Consider the following 14,303-nt stretch of genomic DNA (forward strand, 5'->3'; position numbering starts at 1 on the left):
CCTCGACCAACGTCGCAGTTGAAATTAAATTCAACGTCAATTAAATTTCGCGCCATGCCGAACAAACCCACCCCGACACCCCCAAGCGAGGCCGCGGCCGCCCGCCAGCCGACGCGACGACGCCCGACGTGCGGGAACGCCTGCTCGACGCCGCGCTGACGCTGTTCTCCGAGCACGGCATCGCCGGCACCGCGCTGAGCCTCGTCGCGCGCAAGGCGCGCGTCACGCCGGCGCTGATGCACTACTACTTCGGCAACAAGGACCGCCTCGTCGACGCCGTCATCGACGAGCGCCTCGAACCGCTCGTGCAGGCGTTCGGCGCGAAGGTCGGCGCACTGACCAACGATCCGCGCCGCGCGATCGAAACCTTCGTCGCCGAAGTCATCGCCACGCTCTCCGCGCACGCCTGGCTGCCCGGCCTGTGGCTGCGGGAGGTCGTCATCGAAGGCGGCCAGCTGCGCGCGCGCATGCTCGAACGCCTCGCGCCGCAGGTCGCCCACGTCGTCGCCGACGGCGCCCGCCGTGCGCAAGCCGCCGGACGTCTGAACCCCGATCTCGAGCCACGCCTGCTGATGGTGTCGCTCGTCGGTCTCGCCGTGTTTCCGGTCGCCGCGCAGTCGATCTGGCGCAAGGTGTTCGACGCGACCGACATCACCGCCGACACCCTTACCCGTCATGTGCTCGCGCTGCTGATGCGCGGCCTGGAGCTGCCCGATGAAACGCGCCGTTGAAATTTCTCTGTTGTTTTTCTGCGTCACGCTCGCCGCGTGCTCGCGCGAGCGTGCCGAGGCGCCGCTGCTCGGCACGCTCGAATGGGATCGCATCGCGGTCGCCGCCGAGGCTTCCGAGCCGATCGTGCGCATCGCCGTGAAGGAGGGCGACGCCGTCGAAGCCGGCCAGCTCATCCTCGAACTCGATCCGCGCCGCGCCGACGCGCGCCTCGCGCAGGCGCGCGCCGACCTTGCGCAGCGCGAGGCGGCGCTGTCGGAACTCGTCAACGGCGCGCGCGTCGAGACGATCGCCGCGGCCCGCGCCGACCTCGCGCGCAACGACGTCGCCGTGGCCGACGCGCAGCGCGAACGCAGTCGCCAGGCCGACCTGCGCCAGCGCGGCCTGAACGCGCAGGCCGATCTCGACCGCGCCGACACGACGCTGAAAGCCGCGCGCGCGCAAGCCGCGTCGAGCCGCGCCCAACTGCAGCAGCTGACGAACGGCTCGCGCGTCGAGGACGTTGCGCAGGCGCAGAGCGCGCTCGACGCGGCGCGCGGCCAGGTCGACGAGCTGACCGTCGCGCGCGAGCGCCTGACGGTCAAGGCGCCGCAGGCCGGCCGCATCGACGCGCTGCCGTTCAAGCTCGGCGACCAGCCGCCGCTCGGCGCCGCGATCGTGTCGCTGCTCAGCGGCGCGGCGCCTTACGCGCGCGTCTACGTGCCCGAGCCGCGCCGCGCGGCGACGCAGAACGGCCAGCGCTATCGCGTGCACGTCGATGGCGCGAAGGAGAGTTTCGACGCGACCGTGCGCAGCATTCGCGCCGAGCCCGCGTTCACGCCGTACTACGCGCTGTCGGGCGACGACGCGGCGCGGCTGTCGTATCGCGCCGAACTGGTGATCGCCGGCGACGCCGCGCGGCACTTGCCGGCCGGCTTGCCCTTGCAGGCGGAGCGCGTCGCCGATGAGCGCTGACACCGCCTCGAACGGCAACGCGATCGTCGCGCGCGGCCTGACGCGCCGTTTCGGCACGCTCGTCGCCGTCGACCACGTCGACCTCACCGTCGCGCGCGCGCAGGTCTACGGCTTTCTCGGACCGAACGGCTCGGGCAAGTCGACGACGATTCGCATGCTGTGCGGCCTCCTGATGCCGAGCGAGGGCGAAATCAGCGTGCTCGGCCATTCGATTCCCGCCGAGGCCGAAGCGCTCAAGCGCCGCATCGGCTACATGACGCAAAAGTTCTCGTTGTACGAAGACCTCACGGTGCAGGAGAACCTCGAGTTCCTCGCCGCCGTGCACGACGTGCCGCGCGCCGCGACGCGCGCGCGCATCGACGAACTGCTCGAACGCTACTGGCTCGGCGACCGGCGCAAGCAGCTCGCGGGCACGATGTCGGGCGGCCAGAAACAGCGCCTGGCGCTCGCCGGCGCCGTGCTGCACAAGCCGGAACTGTTGTTCCTCGACGAGCCGACCAGCGCGGTCGACCCGCAGTCGCGTCGCGAGTTCTGGGAATCGCTGTTCGAACTCGCCGACGCCGGCACGACGATCCTCGTGTCGACGCATTACATGGACGAGGCCGAGCGCTGCCATCGTCTGGCCATTCTCGATACCGGCCGCCTCGTCGCCGACGGCACGCCGCGCGAGTTGTGCGAAGAGTTGCCGTACGCCGTGCGGCTGATCGAAACGCCGGCGCCGCGCCGCGCGCAGCTGGCGCTCAAGCACGTCGCCGGCGTCGTGTCGATGGCGCAGATCGGCGCGGAACTGCGCGTGCTCGCCGACAAGCGCGAGGCGGACGACGGCGCGCTCGACGCGGCGCTCAGGGCCGCCGGCATCGACGCGCGCGTCAAGGAAGGCCGCGCCAATCTCGAAGACGTGTTCGTCGCCGCCACCCGCAAACCGTTGACGGAGGCCGCATGAGCCTGCGCCGCATGCTGTCGGTCGTGGTCAAGGAGCTGCGCCAGCTGCGCCGCGACCGCCTGACGTTCGCGATGATCATCGGCATTCCGACGATGCAGCTGATCCTGTTCGGCTTCGCGATCAATCTCGATGTGCGTCATTTGCAGGGCGCCGTGCTCGACGAAGCCAACACCGCGCGTTCGCGCGAACTCGTCGCCGAACTCGGCGCCTCGCAGGTGATCGAATTCCATCGCCGGCTCGCGACGCCGCAGGAACTCGACGATCTCTTGCGCGAAGGCGCGATCAGTGCCGCGCTGGTGATTCCGGCCGATTTCGAAACGCGGCTGGAACGCCGCGATCACCCGCCGCTGCAGGTCGTCGTCGACGGCTCGGACCAGGTGGTGCAGTCGGCCGCGCGGCAGCTCGCCGCGTATCCGATCGAACGCCTGCGCAATCCGCTCGCGACCAGCGTGAACAATGTCGAGATCGTGAATTTCTACAATCCGGAACGCCGCGCGCCGGTGAACACCGTGCCGGGGCTCGTCGGCGTGATCCTGACGATGACCATGGTGATGTTCACGGCGATGGCGCTCGTGCGGGAGCGCGAACGCGGCAACATGGAAATGCTGATCGCGACGCCGGTGTCGCCGTGGGAGCTGACGGTCGGCAAGGTGCTGCCGTTCGTCGGCATCGGGCTCGTGCAGGTGACCGTCGTGCTGTTCCTCGGCACGCTGATCTTCTCGGTGCCGATACGCGGGCATCTCGTCGACGTGTACGTCGCGGCGCTCGCGTTCATCGTCGCGAGCCTGGCGCTCGGGGTGTTTCTCTCGACGCTCGCGAAGAGCCAGTTCCAGGCGATGCAGCTCGCGTTCTTCACGTTTCTGCCGCAGATCTTGCTGTCGGGATTCATGTTTCCGTACGCCGGCATGCCGAAGCTCGCGCAGTGGATCTCCGAGGTTCTGCCGATGACGCATTTCATCCGCCTGATCCGCGGAATCATGCTGCGCGGCGCATCGCTGGGCGACCTGTGGCACGAACTGGCGGCGCTCGGCGTGTTCAGCGCGCTGATGCTGTCGATCGCGGTGGCGCGGGTGAGCAAGCGGCTCGACTGAGTTGCGAATCCCCCGTTTGAGCCAAGGACGATTCCCGCAACGGACCTTTAAACGAAACGCCGAACGCGTTCAGAGTTTCTGCGAGCCACGGATGGCTCGTCTTGAACACGTCCGGGATGGACTTGTTCAAGGCTTCCTTAAATATTTTCTAATCGCCTGCGACCATTCTGTATCCCTAAACGTAGAGACGACAGACGATAGCGGAGGTGTCCCGTGTTGCACGTTGTACCAGCCTCGGCCGCGCAGCTCGCGGCGCTGGCCGAGGGCGACGAGGTTTTCGCCGCGCGCTTCGACCGCGCCGTGGCCAAGGGTTATTGCGAGTTTCCCGGTGCCGCCGAGCGCGGCCTCGAAGGGTTGTGGAACGGCGAGGCGACGCCCGCGTGGTGGACGCACCTGTTCCTGCTGCCGGCCGGCGACCTGATCGGCCTCGGCGGTTACCAGGGCGCGCCCGACGCCGAAGGCACGGTCGAGATCGGCTACTGCATCGCGCCGGCGCACCGCGGCCGGGGCCTGGCGACGCAGGCCGTCGAGTCGCTCGTGCGGCGCGCGTTCGCCGACAGTCGCGTACGCTGCGTCGTCGCGCATACGCAGGCTTACCACGGCGCGTCGACGCGCGTGCTCGAACGTTGCGGCTTCGCCCGGGCGTTCGCGTTCTACGACCCGGCCGAGGGTTCGCTCTGGCGCTGGCAGCTGTGGAACGCCGGTCTCGAATACACCACGACCTACACGCGCAACGAAGGCCGGGCTACCATGCCCGGCGCATGAACAACCCCGGCATCCTGATCGGCCTCGACGCCGTCATCATCGCAGTCACCGGCGAGGCGCCGCGCGTGCTCACCGTCGTCGACGCCGCCAGCGGCGCCGACGCGCTGCCTTCGGGCCCGCTCGATCTCGAATCGCACGCGACGCTCGAACGCGGCGTGCGCGACTGGGTCGCGCAGCAGACCGGCTTTCAGCTCGGCTACGTCGAGCAGTTGTATACCTTCGGCGACCGCTTTCGCGATCCGCGCGAGCGCGCCGGCGGCGAGCGCGTGATTTCCACGGCGTATCTCGCGCTGGTGCGCGAAGAATCGCTGCCGGCGAAGGCCGGGGCGCATTGGCGCAACTGGTACGGCTATCTGCCGTGGGAAGACTGGCGCAGCGGCCGGCCCGCGCTGATCGATCGCGACCTCGCGCCGCGCCTGCATGCGTGGGCCGCGCGCGACAAACGCAAGCGCGAACGCATCGATCTGACGTTCGGTCTCGACGACGCGCCGTGGGACCCCGAACGCACGCTCGAACGCTACGAGCTTTTGTGGGAAGCCGGTCTCGTCGGCGAGGCGCAGCGCGAGCGCGACTGCGCCGCGTCGACCGCGAGCGGCCACGCGATGGCGCTCGACCATCGGCGCATCCTCGCCACCGCGCTCGGGCGTGTGCGCGGCAAGCTGTCGTACCGGCCGGTCGTGTTCGAGCTCTTGCCGCCGGAATTCACGTTGCTGCATCTGCAACAAGTGGTCGAAGCGCTCGCCGGCAACCGGCTGCACAAGCAGAACTTTCGCCGGCTGGTGGAAAGCGCGGGCCTCGTCGAAGGCACCGGCAGGCTTGCCGCGACCACGGGCGGGCGGCCGGCGGAGCTGTTCCGGTTCCGCCACGACGTGTTTCGCGAGCGGCCGGATCCGGGAGTGTATTTTCCCGGCGCCTGGTGGGGGCGGTAGCGATTTACTCCCTCTCCCCCAAACTCGTTTGGGGGAGAGGGCCGGGGTGAGGGGAGAGCGTGTCGCACTTCGTCGAGGTCGACGAAAACCGTAGCGGCGCCCCCTCATCCCAACCTTCTCCCCCAAGCGAGCTTGGGGGAGAAGGAGTCCAAGATTCAGCACTTCAGCGCTACTTCCGCGTCGCGAGAAACACCCCGCCCGCCGCCAGCGCGAAGCCCGCGAATTTGAACGCCGTCAGCGATTCGCCGAGCACGAGCCAGCTCATTGCCGCGGTCGCCGCCGGCACGAGATAGAACAGCGCCGCGACGCTCGTCGCCGCGCCGCGGCGGATCAGCACGAACAAGAGGCCGAAGCCGCCGAGCGAGTTGACCGCGACGAGCCAGCCCATCGACAGCGCGAACGCCGCGCTGCCGTCGTGGCGAAATCCCTCGTGCACGGCGAAAGGCAACAGCGCGAGCGTCGCGGCCGCGTGCTGCACGCCGAGGCCGATGCGCAGGTCCACGTCCGTCGCGTGGCGTTTCTGGTAAACCGTGCCGGCGCTGATGCCGACGAGCGCGACGAGCAGCGCACCGAACGCCGCCGGCGTCAGCGCGTTCGGATCGATGCGGTCGGCCACGACGAGTACGACGCCGGCGAAGCCGAGCGCGAAGCCCGCCCACTGCCGGCGCGTGAGCGCCTCGCCGGTCAGCGTCGCGAGCAGCGATACGCCGATCGGCATCGCGCCGATCACGAGCGCGGCGATGCCCGCGCTCGCACCGTGCGCCATGCCGGTGTAGAGCGCGCCGAACTGCAGCGCGAGCGACAGCAGGCCGACGACGGCGCTGTGCGCGAGCGTGCGAGCCGGCGGCCATGCCGGGCGCGCGATCGCCGCGAGCGCGGCGAACGCGAGCGCGGCGATGCCGAACCGCAGCACCAGCACGGTGAACGGTCCCGCGTGCGCGATCGCGACCTTGCTCGCGAGATAGCCGGTGCTCCACACGACGATGAACGCCGCGGGCAGGAATTCGTGCAGGTTCCAGGGGCGTCTTTCGGCGGCGAGTTCGGTGCAGGCGGCGTTCATCGAAGGTCCGTGCGAGTTCATGACGGGCGTACGATAGGTTCGCGCGCCGCTGCGATAAACTGGCCGTCGAGCAATCGTTTATTGCGCCGAGGGCAATAATGAGCGATCGACTGAATCAGATGGCCGCGTTCGTCGAAGTCGCGCGGCAAGGCAGCTTCGTCCGCGCGGCGGAACGGCTCGGCGTGAACGTCTCGGCGACGAGCCGCGGCGTCGCGGCGCTGGAGGCGCGGCTCGGCGTGCGCCTGTTCCAGCGCAGCACGCGGCGTGTCGCGCTGACCGAGGCGGGCCGCGCGCACTACGCGCGCTGCGAGGCGCTCCTGAACGAATTCGACGATGCCGAGGCAGCGGTGAGCCAGCTTTCCGGGGCGATCAACGGCACGCTGCGCGTGACGATCCCGGCGGGCCTCGGCATGACGCATATCGTGCCGTTCGTCGCGGGATTTCTCGAACGGCATCCGGGCCTGGAACTCGATCTGAGTCTCGCGAACCGCATCGTCGATCTCGTCGAGGAAGGCTATGACCTCGCGATTCGCGTCGGCGGACAGCGCGACGCGCGGCTCGTCGTGAGGAAGCTCGGCAGCAGCCGGCGCGTGCTCGTCGCGAGCCCGGACTATCTCGAGCGCCGCGGCACGCCGCGCACGCCGGCCGCGCTCGCGTCGCATACGCGGCTCGTGCTCGAGGTGGGCCTCGCGCCGCGCGTGTGGCGGCTCGTCAACGGCGCCGACGAGGTCGCGATCGACACGCCGTCGCGCGTGCGCAGCAGCGACGCGATCGCGCTGCGCCGGCTGTGCGTCGACGGCAGCGGCATCGCGTTCGTGCCGGGTTTCGTCGTGGCCGACGACCTCGCGGCCGGACGCCTGAAGCGCGTGCTGCCGCGCTGGGCGTCGCCGGTGCAGGAGATCCATGCGATCTACCCGGCCAACCGTTTCATTCCGGCGAAGGTGCGGGCGTTCGTCGACTATCTGGAAGGGATTTTGCGAGAAGTGCAGTAATGTCTTTCTCCCTCTCCTCCAAGCTCGCTTGGGGGAGAGGACTCGAAGCTACCGCATCCGCGCCAGCGCCGCCTGCCCGTAGCGCGGATGCACCACGCGCCGCCGCGACGGATCGAGCTGGCCGGTTTTCGGATCGTGCGCGAACACCGTCAGATGCCGCGGCTGCACCGTCACGCTCATGCCGGCCGCAAGCCCGCGCCGCTGCGCCTCGTCGCCGCCGAGTTCGGCGTCGAGCGTCAGGCCCAGTGCCGGCACTTCGATTTCGACGTGCGCCACGCTGCCGGCGAAGAACACGTGGCCGAGCGTCGCCTTCCAGCCCGAGTCGAGCGACGTCGTCGTGAACGCGAGATGCTCGGGGCGCACGTACGCGACGCCGCTGCCGTCGCCGATGCCGTCGAGCGGATCGGCGTCGAAGCGCTGGTCGCCGGCCTGCACGCGACCGCCCGCGAACTTGACCGGAATCTTGTTGACCCGGCCGATGAACTCGAACACGAACGGCGTGCCGGGCTGCTGGTACACCTCGTCGGGCGTGCCGACCTGTTCGATGCGGCCCTGGTTCATGACGACGACGCGGTCGGCGAGTTCGAGCGCTTCCTCCTGATCGTGCGTGACGAATACGGTGGTGAGGCCGAGTTCTTCGTGCAGATGCCGCAGCCAGCGCCGCAAGGTCACGCGCACCTGCGCATCGAGCGCGCCGAACGGCTCGTCGAGCAGCAGCAGATCGGGCTCGATCGCGAGCGCGCGCGCGAGCGCGACGCGCTGGCGCTGGCCGCCGGAGAGCTGCGCGGGATAGCGGTTGCCGAGTCCGTCGAGCTGTACGCGTTTGAGCAGCTTCTCGACGCGCTCGGCGATCTCGGCGCGGCTCGGCCGCTTGGCGCGCGGTCGCACGCGCAGGCCGAACGCGATGTTCTCGAACACGGTCATGTGGCGAAACAGCGCGTAGTGCTGAAACACGAGGCCGACGCCGCGTTCGCGCGCGCTGACCGACAACAGGTCGCGGCCGTCGCGGCGCACGTCGCCCGCGTCGGGAAAGTCGAGACCCGCGAGGATGCGCAACAGCGTCGTCTTGCCTGACCCCGACGGGCCGAGCAGCGCGACGAATTCGCCGGGTGCGATCGACAGGCTGACGTCGTCGAGCGCGCGGAAGTCGGCGAAGCGGCGATGCAGATGCGAGAGTTCCAGAGTCATCGTCAATGCCCGCGCGGCGCGCGCGCCGCCAGTTCGGCGCCGTAGCGCCATTCAAGGAAGGTTTTGACCGCGAGCGTCACGAGCGCGAGCAGCGCGAGGATCGACGCCACGGCGAACGCGCCGACGTAGTCGTATTCGTTGTAGAGAATTTCCACGTGCAGCGGCATCGTGTTGGTGAGCCCGCGGATGTGGCCCGACACGACCGACACCGCGCCGAACTCGCCCATCGCGCGCGCGTTGCACAGCAGTACGCCGTACAGGAGCGCCCACTTCACGTTCGGCAAGGTCACGCGGAAGAACATCTGCCAGCCGGTCGCGCCGAGCGTGCGCGCGGCTTCTTCTTCTTCGCTGCCCTGCGCCTGCATCAGCGGAATCAGCTCGCGCGCGACGAACGGCAACGTGACGAACACGGTCGCGAGCACGAGGCCCGGCACCGCGAAGATCAGCTTGATGTCGTGCTCGGCGAGCCACGGCCCGAACCAGCCCTGCGCGCCGAACAAGAGCACGTAGATCAGGCCCGAGACGACCGGCGACACCGAGAACGGCAGGTCGATGAACGCGCCGAGCCAGGCCTTGCCGCGAAAGTCGAAGCGCGTCATCGCCCACGCCGCGGCGAGGCCGAACACGGTGTTGAGCGGCACCGAAATCGCCGCGACCAGCAGCGTCAGGCGGATCGACGCGAGCGCTTCGGAATGCGCGAGCGCGGCCGTATACGCGCCCACGCCCTTGCGCAGCGCTTCGACGAACACCGCCGCGAGCGGCAGCACGAGAAACAGCACGAGAAACGTCACCGCGAACGCGATGAGCACCGCGTGCCAGCTGACGCGCGCTTTCGACGGACGGCGGGAGAGCACGATCTCGTTCATGTCAGCGCTCCGCCCAGCGCCGGCTCCAGCGCTGCAACAGGCCGATGCCGAGCAGGATCGCGAACGAGATGCCGAGCATCACGACGCCGATCGCGGCTGCCTCGCCATATTTGTACTGTTCCAGTTGTTGCACGATCAAGAGCGGCATGATTTCCGATTCGAACGGCTTGTTGCCGGCGATGAAGATGACCGAGCCGTACTCGCCGACGGCACGTGCGAGCGCGAGCGCGAAACCGGTCAGCAGCGCGGGCAAGAGGAGCGGAAACAGCACGCGCAGAAACGTCTGCACGCGCGTGGCGCCGAGGCTTTCGGCGGCCTCCTCGAGGTCGCGGTCGAGCGTTTCGAGCACCGGCTGCAGCGTGCGCACGACGAACGGAAAGCCGACGAACACCATCGCGACGAGCACGCCGGTCTGCGTGAACGCGACCTTGAGGCCGAGCGGTTCGAGCCAGCGCCCGAGCCAGCCGTTCGGCGCGTACAGCGCGGTCAGCGCGATGCCGGCGACGGCGGTCGGCAGCGCGAACGGCAGGTCGACGAGCGCGTCGAACAGGCGCTTGCCCGGAAAGCGGTAGCGCACGAGCACCCAGGCGATCAGGAGGCCGACGCCCGCGTTGATGAACGCCGACAGCACCGCGGCGCCGAACGACAGTTTCAGCGCCGCGAACACGCGCGGCGTGGTCACCGCCGCCCACAGGCCGGAAAAGCCGAGTCCGGCGGCCTTGAGCGCCAGCGCGGCGAGCGGCAAAAGAACGATCAGCCCCAGGTACGCGATCGCGTAACCGAGGCTGAGTCCGAAGCCGGGCAATACTCGTCGAGCCATGCGTCGCGCCTTTCCTGCGCGGCGCCGGTCGTTGCCGGCGCCGCGTCGTCTGTCGTTACTTCGCCGCGCCGATCGTGTCGAACACGCCGCCGTCGGCGAAATGCGCCGCCTGCGCCTTCTTCCAGCCGCCGAACACCTCGTCGATCGTGAAGGTGTTCACCTTGGGGAACGTGCCCGCGTACTTCGCGGCCACTTCTGCGTTGCGCGGCCGGTAGTAGCGCTTCGCCGCGATCTCCTGCGCCTGCGGCGTGTAGAGGAAGTTGAGATACGCCTCGGAGACGGCGCGCGTGCCGCGCTTGTCGACCACCTTGTCGACGATCGCGACCGGCGGTTCGGCGAGGATCGAGATCGACGGCGCGACGATTTCGAACTGGTCCTTGCCGAGTTCCTGCTGCGCGAGCAGCGCCTCGTTCTCCCACGCGAGCAGCACGTCGCCGATGCCGCGCTGCACGAACGTCGTGGTCGAGCCGCGCGCGCCGGTGTCGAGCACCGGCACGTTCTTGAACAGCGCGGTGACGAATTCCTTCGCCTTCGCCTCGCTGCCGCCCGGCTGCTTGAGCGCGTAGCCCCACGCGGCGAGGTAGTTCCAGCGCGCGCCGCCCGAGGTCTTCGGATTCGGCGTGATCACCTCGACGCCGGGCTTGACGAGATCGCCCCAGTCCTTGAGGCCTTTCGGATTGCCCTTGCGCACGAGAAACACGATGGTCGAGGTGTACGGCGTCGCGTTGTTCGGGAATTTCTTCTGCCAGTCGGCCGCGAGATAGCCCTTCTCGGCGATCGCGTCGATGTCGTAGGCGAGCGCGAGCGTGACGACGTCGGCTTCGAGGCCGTCGATGACCGCGCGGGCCTGCTTGCCCGATCCGCCGTGCGAAGCGTTGATCGTGACGTTGTCGCCCTTCTGCGCCTTCCACTGCGCGGCGAACGCGGCGTTGACGTCCTTGTACAGCTCGCGCGTGGGGTCGTAGGAAACGTTGAGCAAGGTGATGTCGGCGGCCGACGCGTGCGCGGCGAACGCGAAAGCGAGGACGGTCAGCGTGGAGCGGATCGATCTCATGGGGTTCCAGACCTTGCCGGTTGAGTGGGCTACAGCCTAGTTCGGCGACGGTTAAGCCGGAATTGACGCGCCGTTATCACCATATGACGCAACGCACGATCGCGTTGCAAGCGGCCGGGACGGCGGGCCCGCGAATGTCGCCCGGAAGCGCTAACCCCGGCCGGGAACCCGCGTCGTTGCAGCCCTTCGCCGGCACTCGCGGCTTGAAGGGGAAACATCATGGCTACCGCCGTATTCGACGACCGTCCGCGCGAATCCTTCCAGTGGACGCGCAGTTCCGCGATCAGCGTGACGCTGGCGGCTCACGCGCTCGCCGCTTTGCTGATCCTCGCGCCGCCGGCGATGGAGTCGGTCGCCAGGCGCGAAAGCACCGCGATCGAGCCGATCATGGTGATTCCCGAGAAGAAGCCGGAAGAGGTGATTCCGGTACAGCCTCTCAAGCCGCCGCCGCCGTTCCGGCCGAGGCCGGCGCCGACGCCGCGGGTCGAAACGCCGCCGACACCGCCGATGCCGGTGGAGGCGAACGACAGCCCGATGGCGATACCCGTCGATCCGACGCCGGCCGCGCCCGACCCGGGTCCGGCGCCGATCCCCGAAACCGCGCCGACCGCGCTCGGCTACGGCGCCGGCATGAAGAACGTCGCGTATCCGCGTGACGCGATCAAGAACCGCCACGAAGGCACGGTGATGCTGCGCGTGAAGATCGGCACCGACGGCACCCCGCTCGAGGCGATCGTCGAGTCGTCGTCGGGCCACGCGTCGCTCGACCGCGCCGCGCGCGAGGCCGTCATGAAATGGCGCTTCACGCCGGGCACGAAGAACGGCCAGCCGTTCATCGCGTGGGGCCTCGTGCCGATCGCGTTCAAGCTCAACCAGTTGTAAGCCGCCGAGGTTTGCCCCCTGGCGCTTTACCGGTCCAAGGACGGACCACCCGCGGCGCGACACCTAAGTTCGCTTGACGCGATATTGCGCGTGCGAAACGATTCGCACATGAAAAATCTTTTACTTGCGGCAACCGCCCTCCTCGCCGCGCCGATCGCACAGGCGTCGACGCTCGTCGTGACCGAGGCCGCCGACACCGTCGCCAACAACGGCCGCTGCTCGCTGCGCGAAGCGATCACCGCCGCGAACACCGGCCTGCCTTCGGGCGCCGCGGCCGGCGAATGCGGGCAAGGCGTCGCCGCGCCGTACGACCGCATCGACGTGCCGGCCGGCGACTATCGCCTCGAACGCGCAGGCAGCGGCGAGGACAACAACGTCAACGGCGATCTCGACATCCGCAGCGCGAATCTCGAACTGCGCGGCGCCGGCGCCGACGTGGTGACCGTCCGCGGCGATCGCGAGGAACGCGTATTCGACGTCGGCACGCCCGCCGCGCCGGCCGGCGCGCACGTGACGATCGTCGGCATGACGATCCGCAACGGCAACGACACGAGCGGCGGCGGCATCCGCGCGCGCGCCGGATGGGCGCTGCGCGTGGCCGACTGCGGGCTGTCGAACAACGCCGCCGCGACGGCCGGCGGCATCGACGCGGCGGGGGGCCTCGAAATCGACGGCTGCGCGTTCCACGCCAACAGCGCGACCGACGCGACCGGCAACGGCGGCGGCGCGTTGCGCTACACCGGCACGAGCGCGGCACTCATTCGCAACACGACGTTCAACGCGAACGAGAGCGCGACATCGGCCAGCGTCGTGCTGATCAACGGACCGATGACGTTCAACAACGTCACGCTGACCGAAAACATCGCCGACGCCGATTTCAACGGCACCGGCGACGGCGCGATCGTCGCGAACGGCGACGTCGCGGTTTCCAATTCGATCATTGCGCGCAATGTGGATTTGAGCGTCGCGATCGGCGGACCCAACAATCCCGATTGCGTAACCTCGCCGGGCATGCTGCTGTCGCAGGGCTACAACCTCATCGGCAACCCGGGCACGAGCTGCACGTTCATCGCGGGGCCCGGCGACCAGATCGGCTCGGCGGCGGCACCGCTCGATCCGAAGCTCGAACCGTTCGCGGTCTACGGCGGCACCGTCGAAACGCAGCCGCCGCGCGCCGACAGCCCCGCGATCGACGCGGGCAACCCGGCCGCGCCCGGTGCGGCGCCCGCGTGCGAAGTCGACGACGCGCGCGGCATCGCGCGGCCGTCGGGCCCGCGCTGCGACATCGGCGCGGTCGAGATCAACGATCGCATCTTCGCCAACGGGTTCGAGCTGCCGGCGCCTTAAGGATCGCGCGGCGTACGCCGCACGCGCAGCGCGCCGCCGTCGTCGTCCCAGTAGCCGAACCAGCGCCGCGCAATGAACTTGTATACGCGCTTGCCGGTGGCCTTCCATGCGCGCGCGAGCCACGAGCGGCGCGCGAGCAGGCGGCGTTCGACCGGCGTCAGCGCGTCGGGGCAGTACGTGCGCTTGTGCTTGAGCAGATGCCGCACGTCTTCGCGCGCGAGCATGCGGAACCACGCGCCGCGGCGGCGGCTGATCCAGCAGATCTGGAAGTCGACGAGCCCGGGCCGGCCGTCGCCGCGCACGAGCCAGTTCGGCTCCTTCGCCAGATCGTTGTGCGCGAGGCCGCGTGCGCGCAGCGCCTTGACCAGCCGGTGCGCATCGCGAAACCACTTCGGATCGCGCGGCTGCGCATCCTGCATCGGCTTGCCGTCGAGATAGCTGCGTTCGAGCACCGCACCGTCGAACGCGATGAGCTGCGGTACGCCCTCGACGCCGCGCACGCGCTCGAGGCCGCGCGCTTCGTGGCGTGCCGCGAACCGCGCGGCCCAGCGCAGCAGCCAGTGCGCGCTGCGGGTGTCGCGCCGCACGAATCGCACATCGCCGCGCTGTACGCGCTCGATGTGGCCGAACGTGTCGGCCTTGAGCAGTTCGCGTTGTTCTTCGGAGTCTTGCATCCGCAAAGG

General features: G+C 69.1%; 15 protein-coding genes. 9 read left to right on the forward strand and 6 right to left on the reverse strand.

Annotated elements, in window-relative coordinates:
* The first annotated feature begins 128 nt into the window (after positions 1 to 128).
* The 6 genes from OD750_RS14520 (at position 129) to OD750_RS14545 (ending at position 5,411) form a co-directional block, all read left to right on the forward strand.
* Positions 129 to 731 carry a TetR/AcrR family transcriptional regulator gene (locus tag OD750_RS14520; RefSeq protein ID WP_263541402.1) on the forward strand — a complete coding sequence of 201 codons (603 nt, stop codon included), beginning with the start codon at positions 129 to 131 and terminating at the stop codon, positions 729 to 731.
* Entirely contained in the window at positions 715 to 1,683 is a 969-nt protein-coding gene (locus OD750_RS14525; protein ID WP_263541403.1) for an HlyD family secretion protein, read from the forward strand. The genes OD750_RS14520 and OD750_RS14525 overlap by 17 nt, the downstream gene beginning before the upstream one ends.
* A 22-nt stretch (positions 1,684 to 1,705) precedes the next feature.
* Positions 1,706 to 2,626 carry an ABC transporter ATP-binding protein gene (locus OD750_RS14530; RefSeq protein ID WP_263542101.1) on the forward strand — a complete coding sequence of 307 codons (921 nt, stop codon included), beginning with the start codon at positions 1,706 to 1,708 and terminating at the stop codon, positions 2,624 to 2,626.
* A complete protein-coding gene (locus OD750_RS14535; protein WP_263541404.1) occupies positions 2,623 to 3,717 on the forward strand; it encodes an ABC transporter permease in 1,095 nt (364 codons plus the stop codon). Before OD750_RS14530 ends, OD750_RS14535 begins: the two co-directional genes overlap by 4 nt.
* Positions 3,718 to 3,930: 213 nt before the next feature.
* Positions 3,931 to 4,482, forward strand: coding sequence for a GNAT family N-acetyltransferase (locus OD750_RS14540; protein ID WP_263541405.1), 552 nt, complete (start codon positions 3,931 to 3,933; stop codon positions 4,480 to 4,482).
* Positions 4,479 to 5,411: an NUDIX hydrolase gene (locus OD750_RS14545; RefSeq protein ID WP_263541406.1), complete on the forward strand. Its 933-nt coding sequence runs from the start codon at positions 4,479 to 4,481 to the stop codon at positions 5,409 to 5,411. The genes OD750_RS14540 and OD750_RS14545 overlap by 4 nt, the downstream gene beginning before the upstream one ends.
* A 169-nt stretch (positions 5,412 to 5,580) precedes the next feature.
* On the opposite strand, the gene OD750_RS14550 is transcribed toward OD750_RS14545, so the two are convergent.
* The gene (locus tag OD750_RS14550; RefSeq protein ID WP_263541407.1) at positions 5,581 to 6,471 is read right to left on the reverse strand and encodes a DMT family transporter; all 891 of its coding nucleotides are present in this window, start codon (positions 6,469 to 6,471) and stop codon (positions 5,581 to 5,583) included.
* 98 nt (positions 6,472 to 6,569) lie between these two features.
* Here OD750_RS14550 and OD750_RS14555 point away from each other — a divergent pair, with 98 nt between their 5' ends.
* Positions 6,570 to 7,463 (forward strand): LysR family transcriptional regulator, encoded by an 894-nt coding sequence (locus OD750_RS14555; RefSeq protein WP_263541408.1) that lies wholly within the window; start codon positions 6,570 to 6,572, stop codon positions 7,461 to 7,463.
* Between the two features lie 48 nt (positions 7,464 to 7,511).
* Here the strand turns inward: OD750_RS14555 and OD750_RS14560 are convergent, their stop codons facing one another.
* Genes OD750_RS14560 through OD750_RS14575 form a run of 4 tightly spaced genes read right to left on the reverse strand, consistent with a single transcriptional unit; the run spans position 7,512 to position 11,391 of the window.
* Entirely contained in the window at positions 7,512 to 8,651 is a 1,140-nt protein-coding gene (locus tag OD750_RS14560; RefSeq protein ID WP_263541409.1) for a sulfate/molybdate ABC transporter ATP-binding protein, read from the reverse strand.
* 2 nt (positions 8,652 to 8,653) lie between these two features.
* Positions 8,654 to 9,517: a sulfate ABC transporter permease subunit CysW gene (gene cysW, locus OD750_RS14565; RefSeq protein ID WP_263541410.1), complete on the reverse strand. Its 864-nt coding sequence runs from the start codon at positions 9,515 to 9,517 to the stop codon at positions 8,654 to 8,656.
* A gap of 1 nt (position 9,518) precedes the next feature.
* Positions 9,519 to 10,337 (reverse strand): sulfate ABC transporter permease subunit CysT, encoded by an 819-nt coding sequence (cysT, locus tag OD750_RS14570; RefSeq protein ID WP_263541411.1) that lies wholly within the window; start codon positions 10,335 to 10,337, stop codon positions 9,519 to 9,521.
* 55 nt (positions 10,338 to 10,392) lie between these two features.
* Positions 10,393 to 11,391 carry a sulfate ABC transporter substrate-binding protein gene (locus OD750_RS14575; RefSeq protein ID WP_263541412.1) on the reverse strand — a complete coding sequence of 333 codons (999 nt, stop codon included), beginning with the start codon at positions 11,389 to 11,391 and terminating at the stop codon, positions 10,393 to 10,395.
* A gap of 219 nt (positions 11,392 to 11,610) precedes the next feature.
* Between OD750_RS14575 and OD750_RS14580 the strand changes: the two genes are divergently transcribed.
* Complete coding sequence (locus OD750_RS14580) at positions 11,611 to 12,273, forward strand: energy transducer TonB (protein ID WP_263541413.1); 663 nt, start codon at positions 11,611 to 11,613, stop codon at positions 12,271 to 12,273.
* Between the two features lie 108 nt (positions 12,274 to 12,381).
* Complete coding sequence (locus OD750_RS14585) at positions 12,382 to 13,620, forward strand: CSLREA domain-containing protein (RefSeq protein WP_263541414.1); 1,239 nt, start codon at positions 12,382 to 12,384, stop codon at positions 13,618 to 13,620.
* Here OD750_RS14585 and OD750_RS14590 read toward each other — a convergent pair.
* A complete protein-coding gene (locus OD750_RS14590) occupies positions 13,617 to 14,294 on the reverse strand; it encodes a protein kinase family protein (protein ID WP_263541415.1) in 678 nt (225 codons plus the stop codon). The genes OD750_RS14585 and OD750_RS14590 overlap by 4 nt on opposite strands.
* Between the last annotated feature and the right edge of the window lie 9 nt (positions 14,295 to 14,303).

The sequence above is a fragment of the Tahibacter soli genome (genome assembly GCF_025717065.2).
Taxonomy (GTDB): domain Bacteria; phylum Pseudomonadota; class Gammaproteobacteria; order Xanthomonadales; family Rhodanobacteraceae; genus Tahibacter; species Tahibacter soli.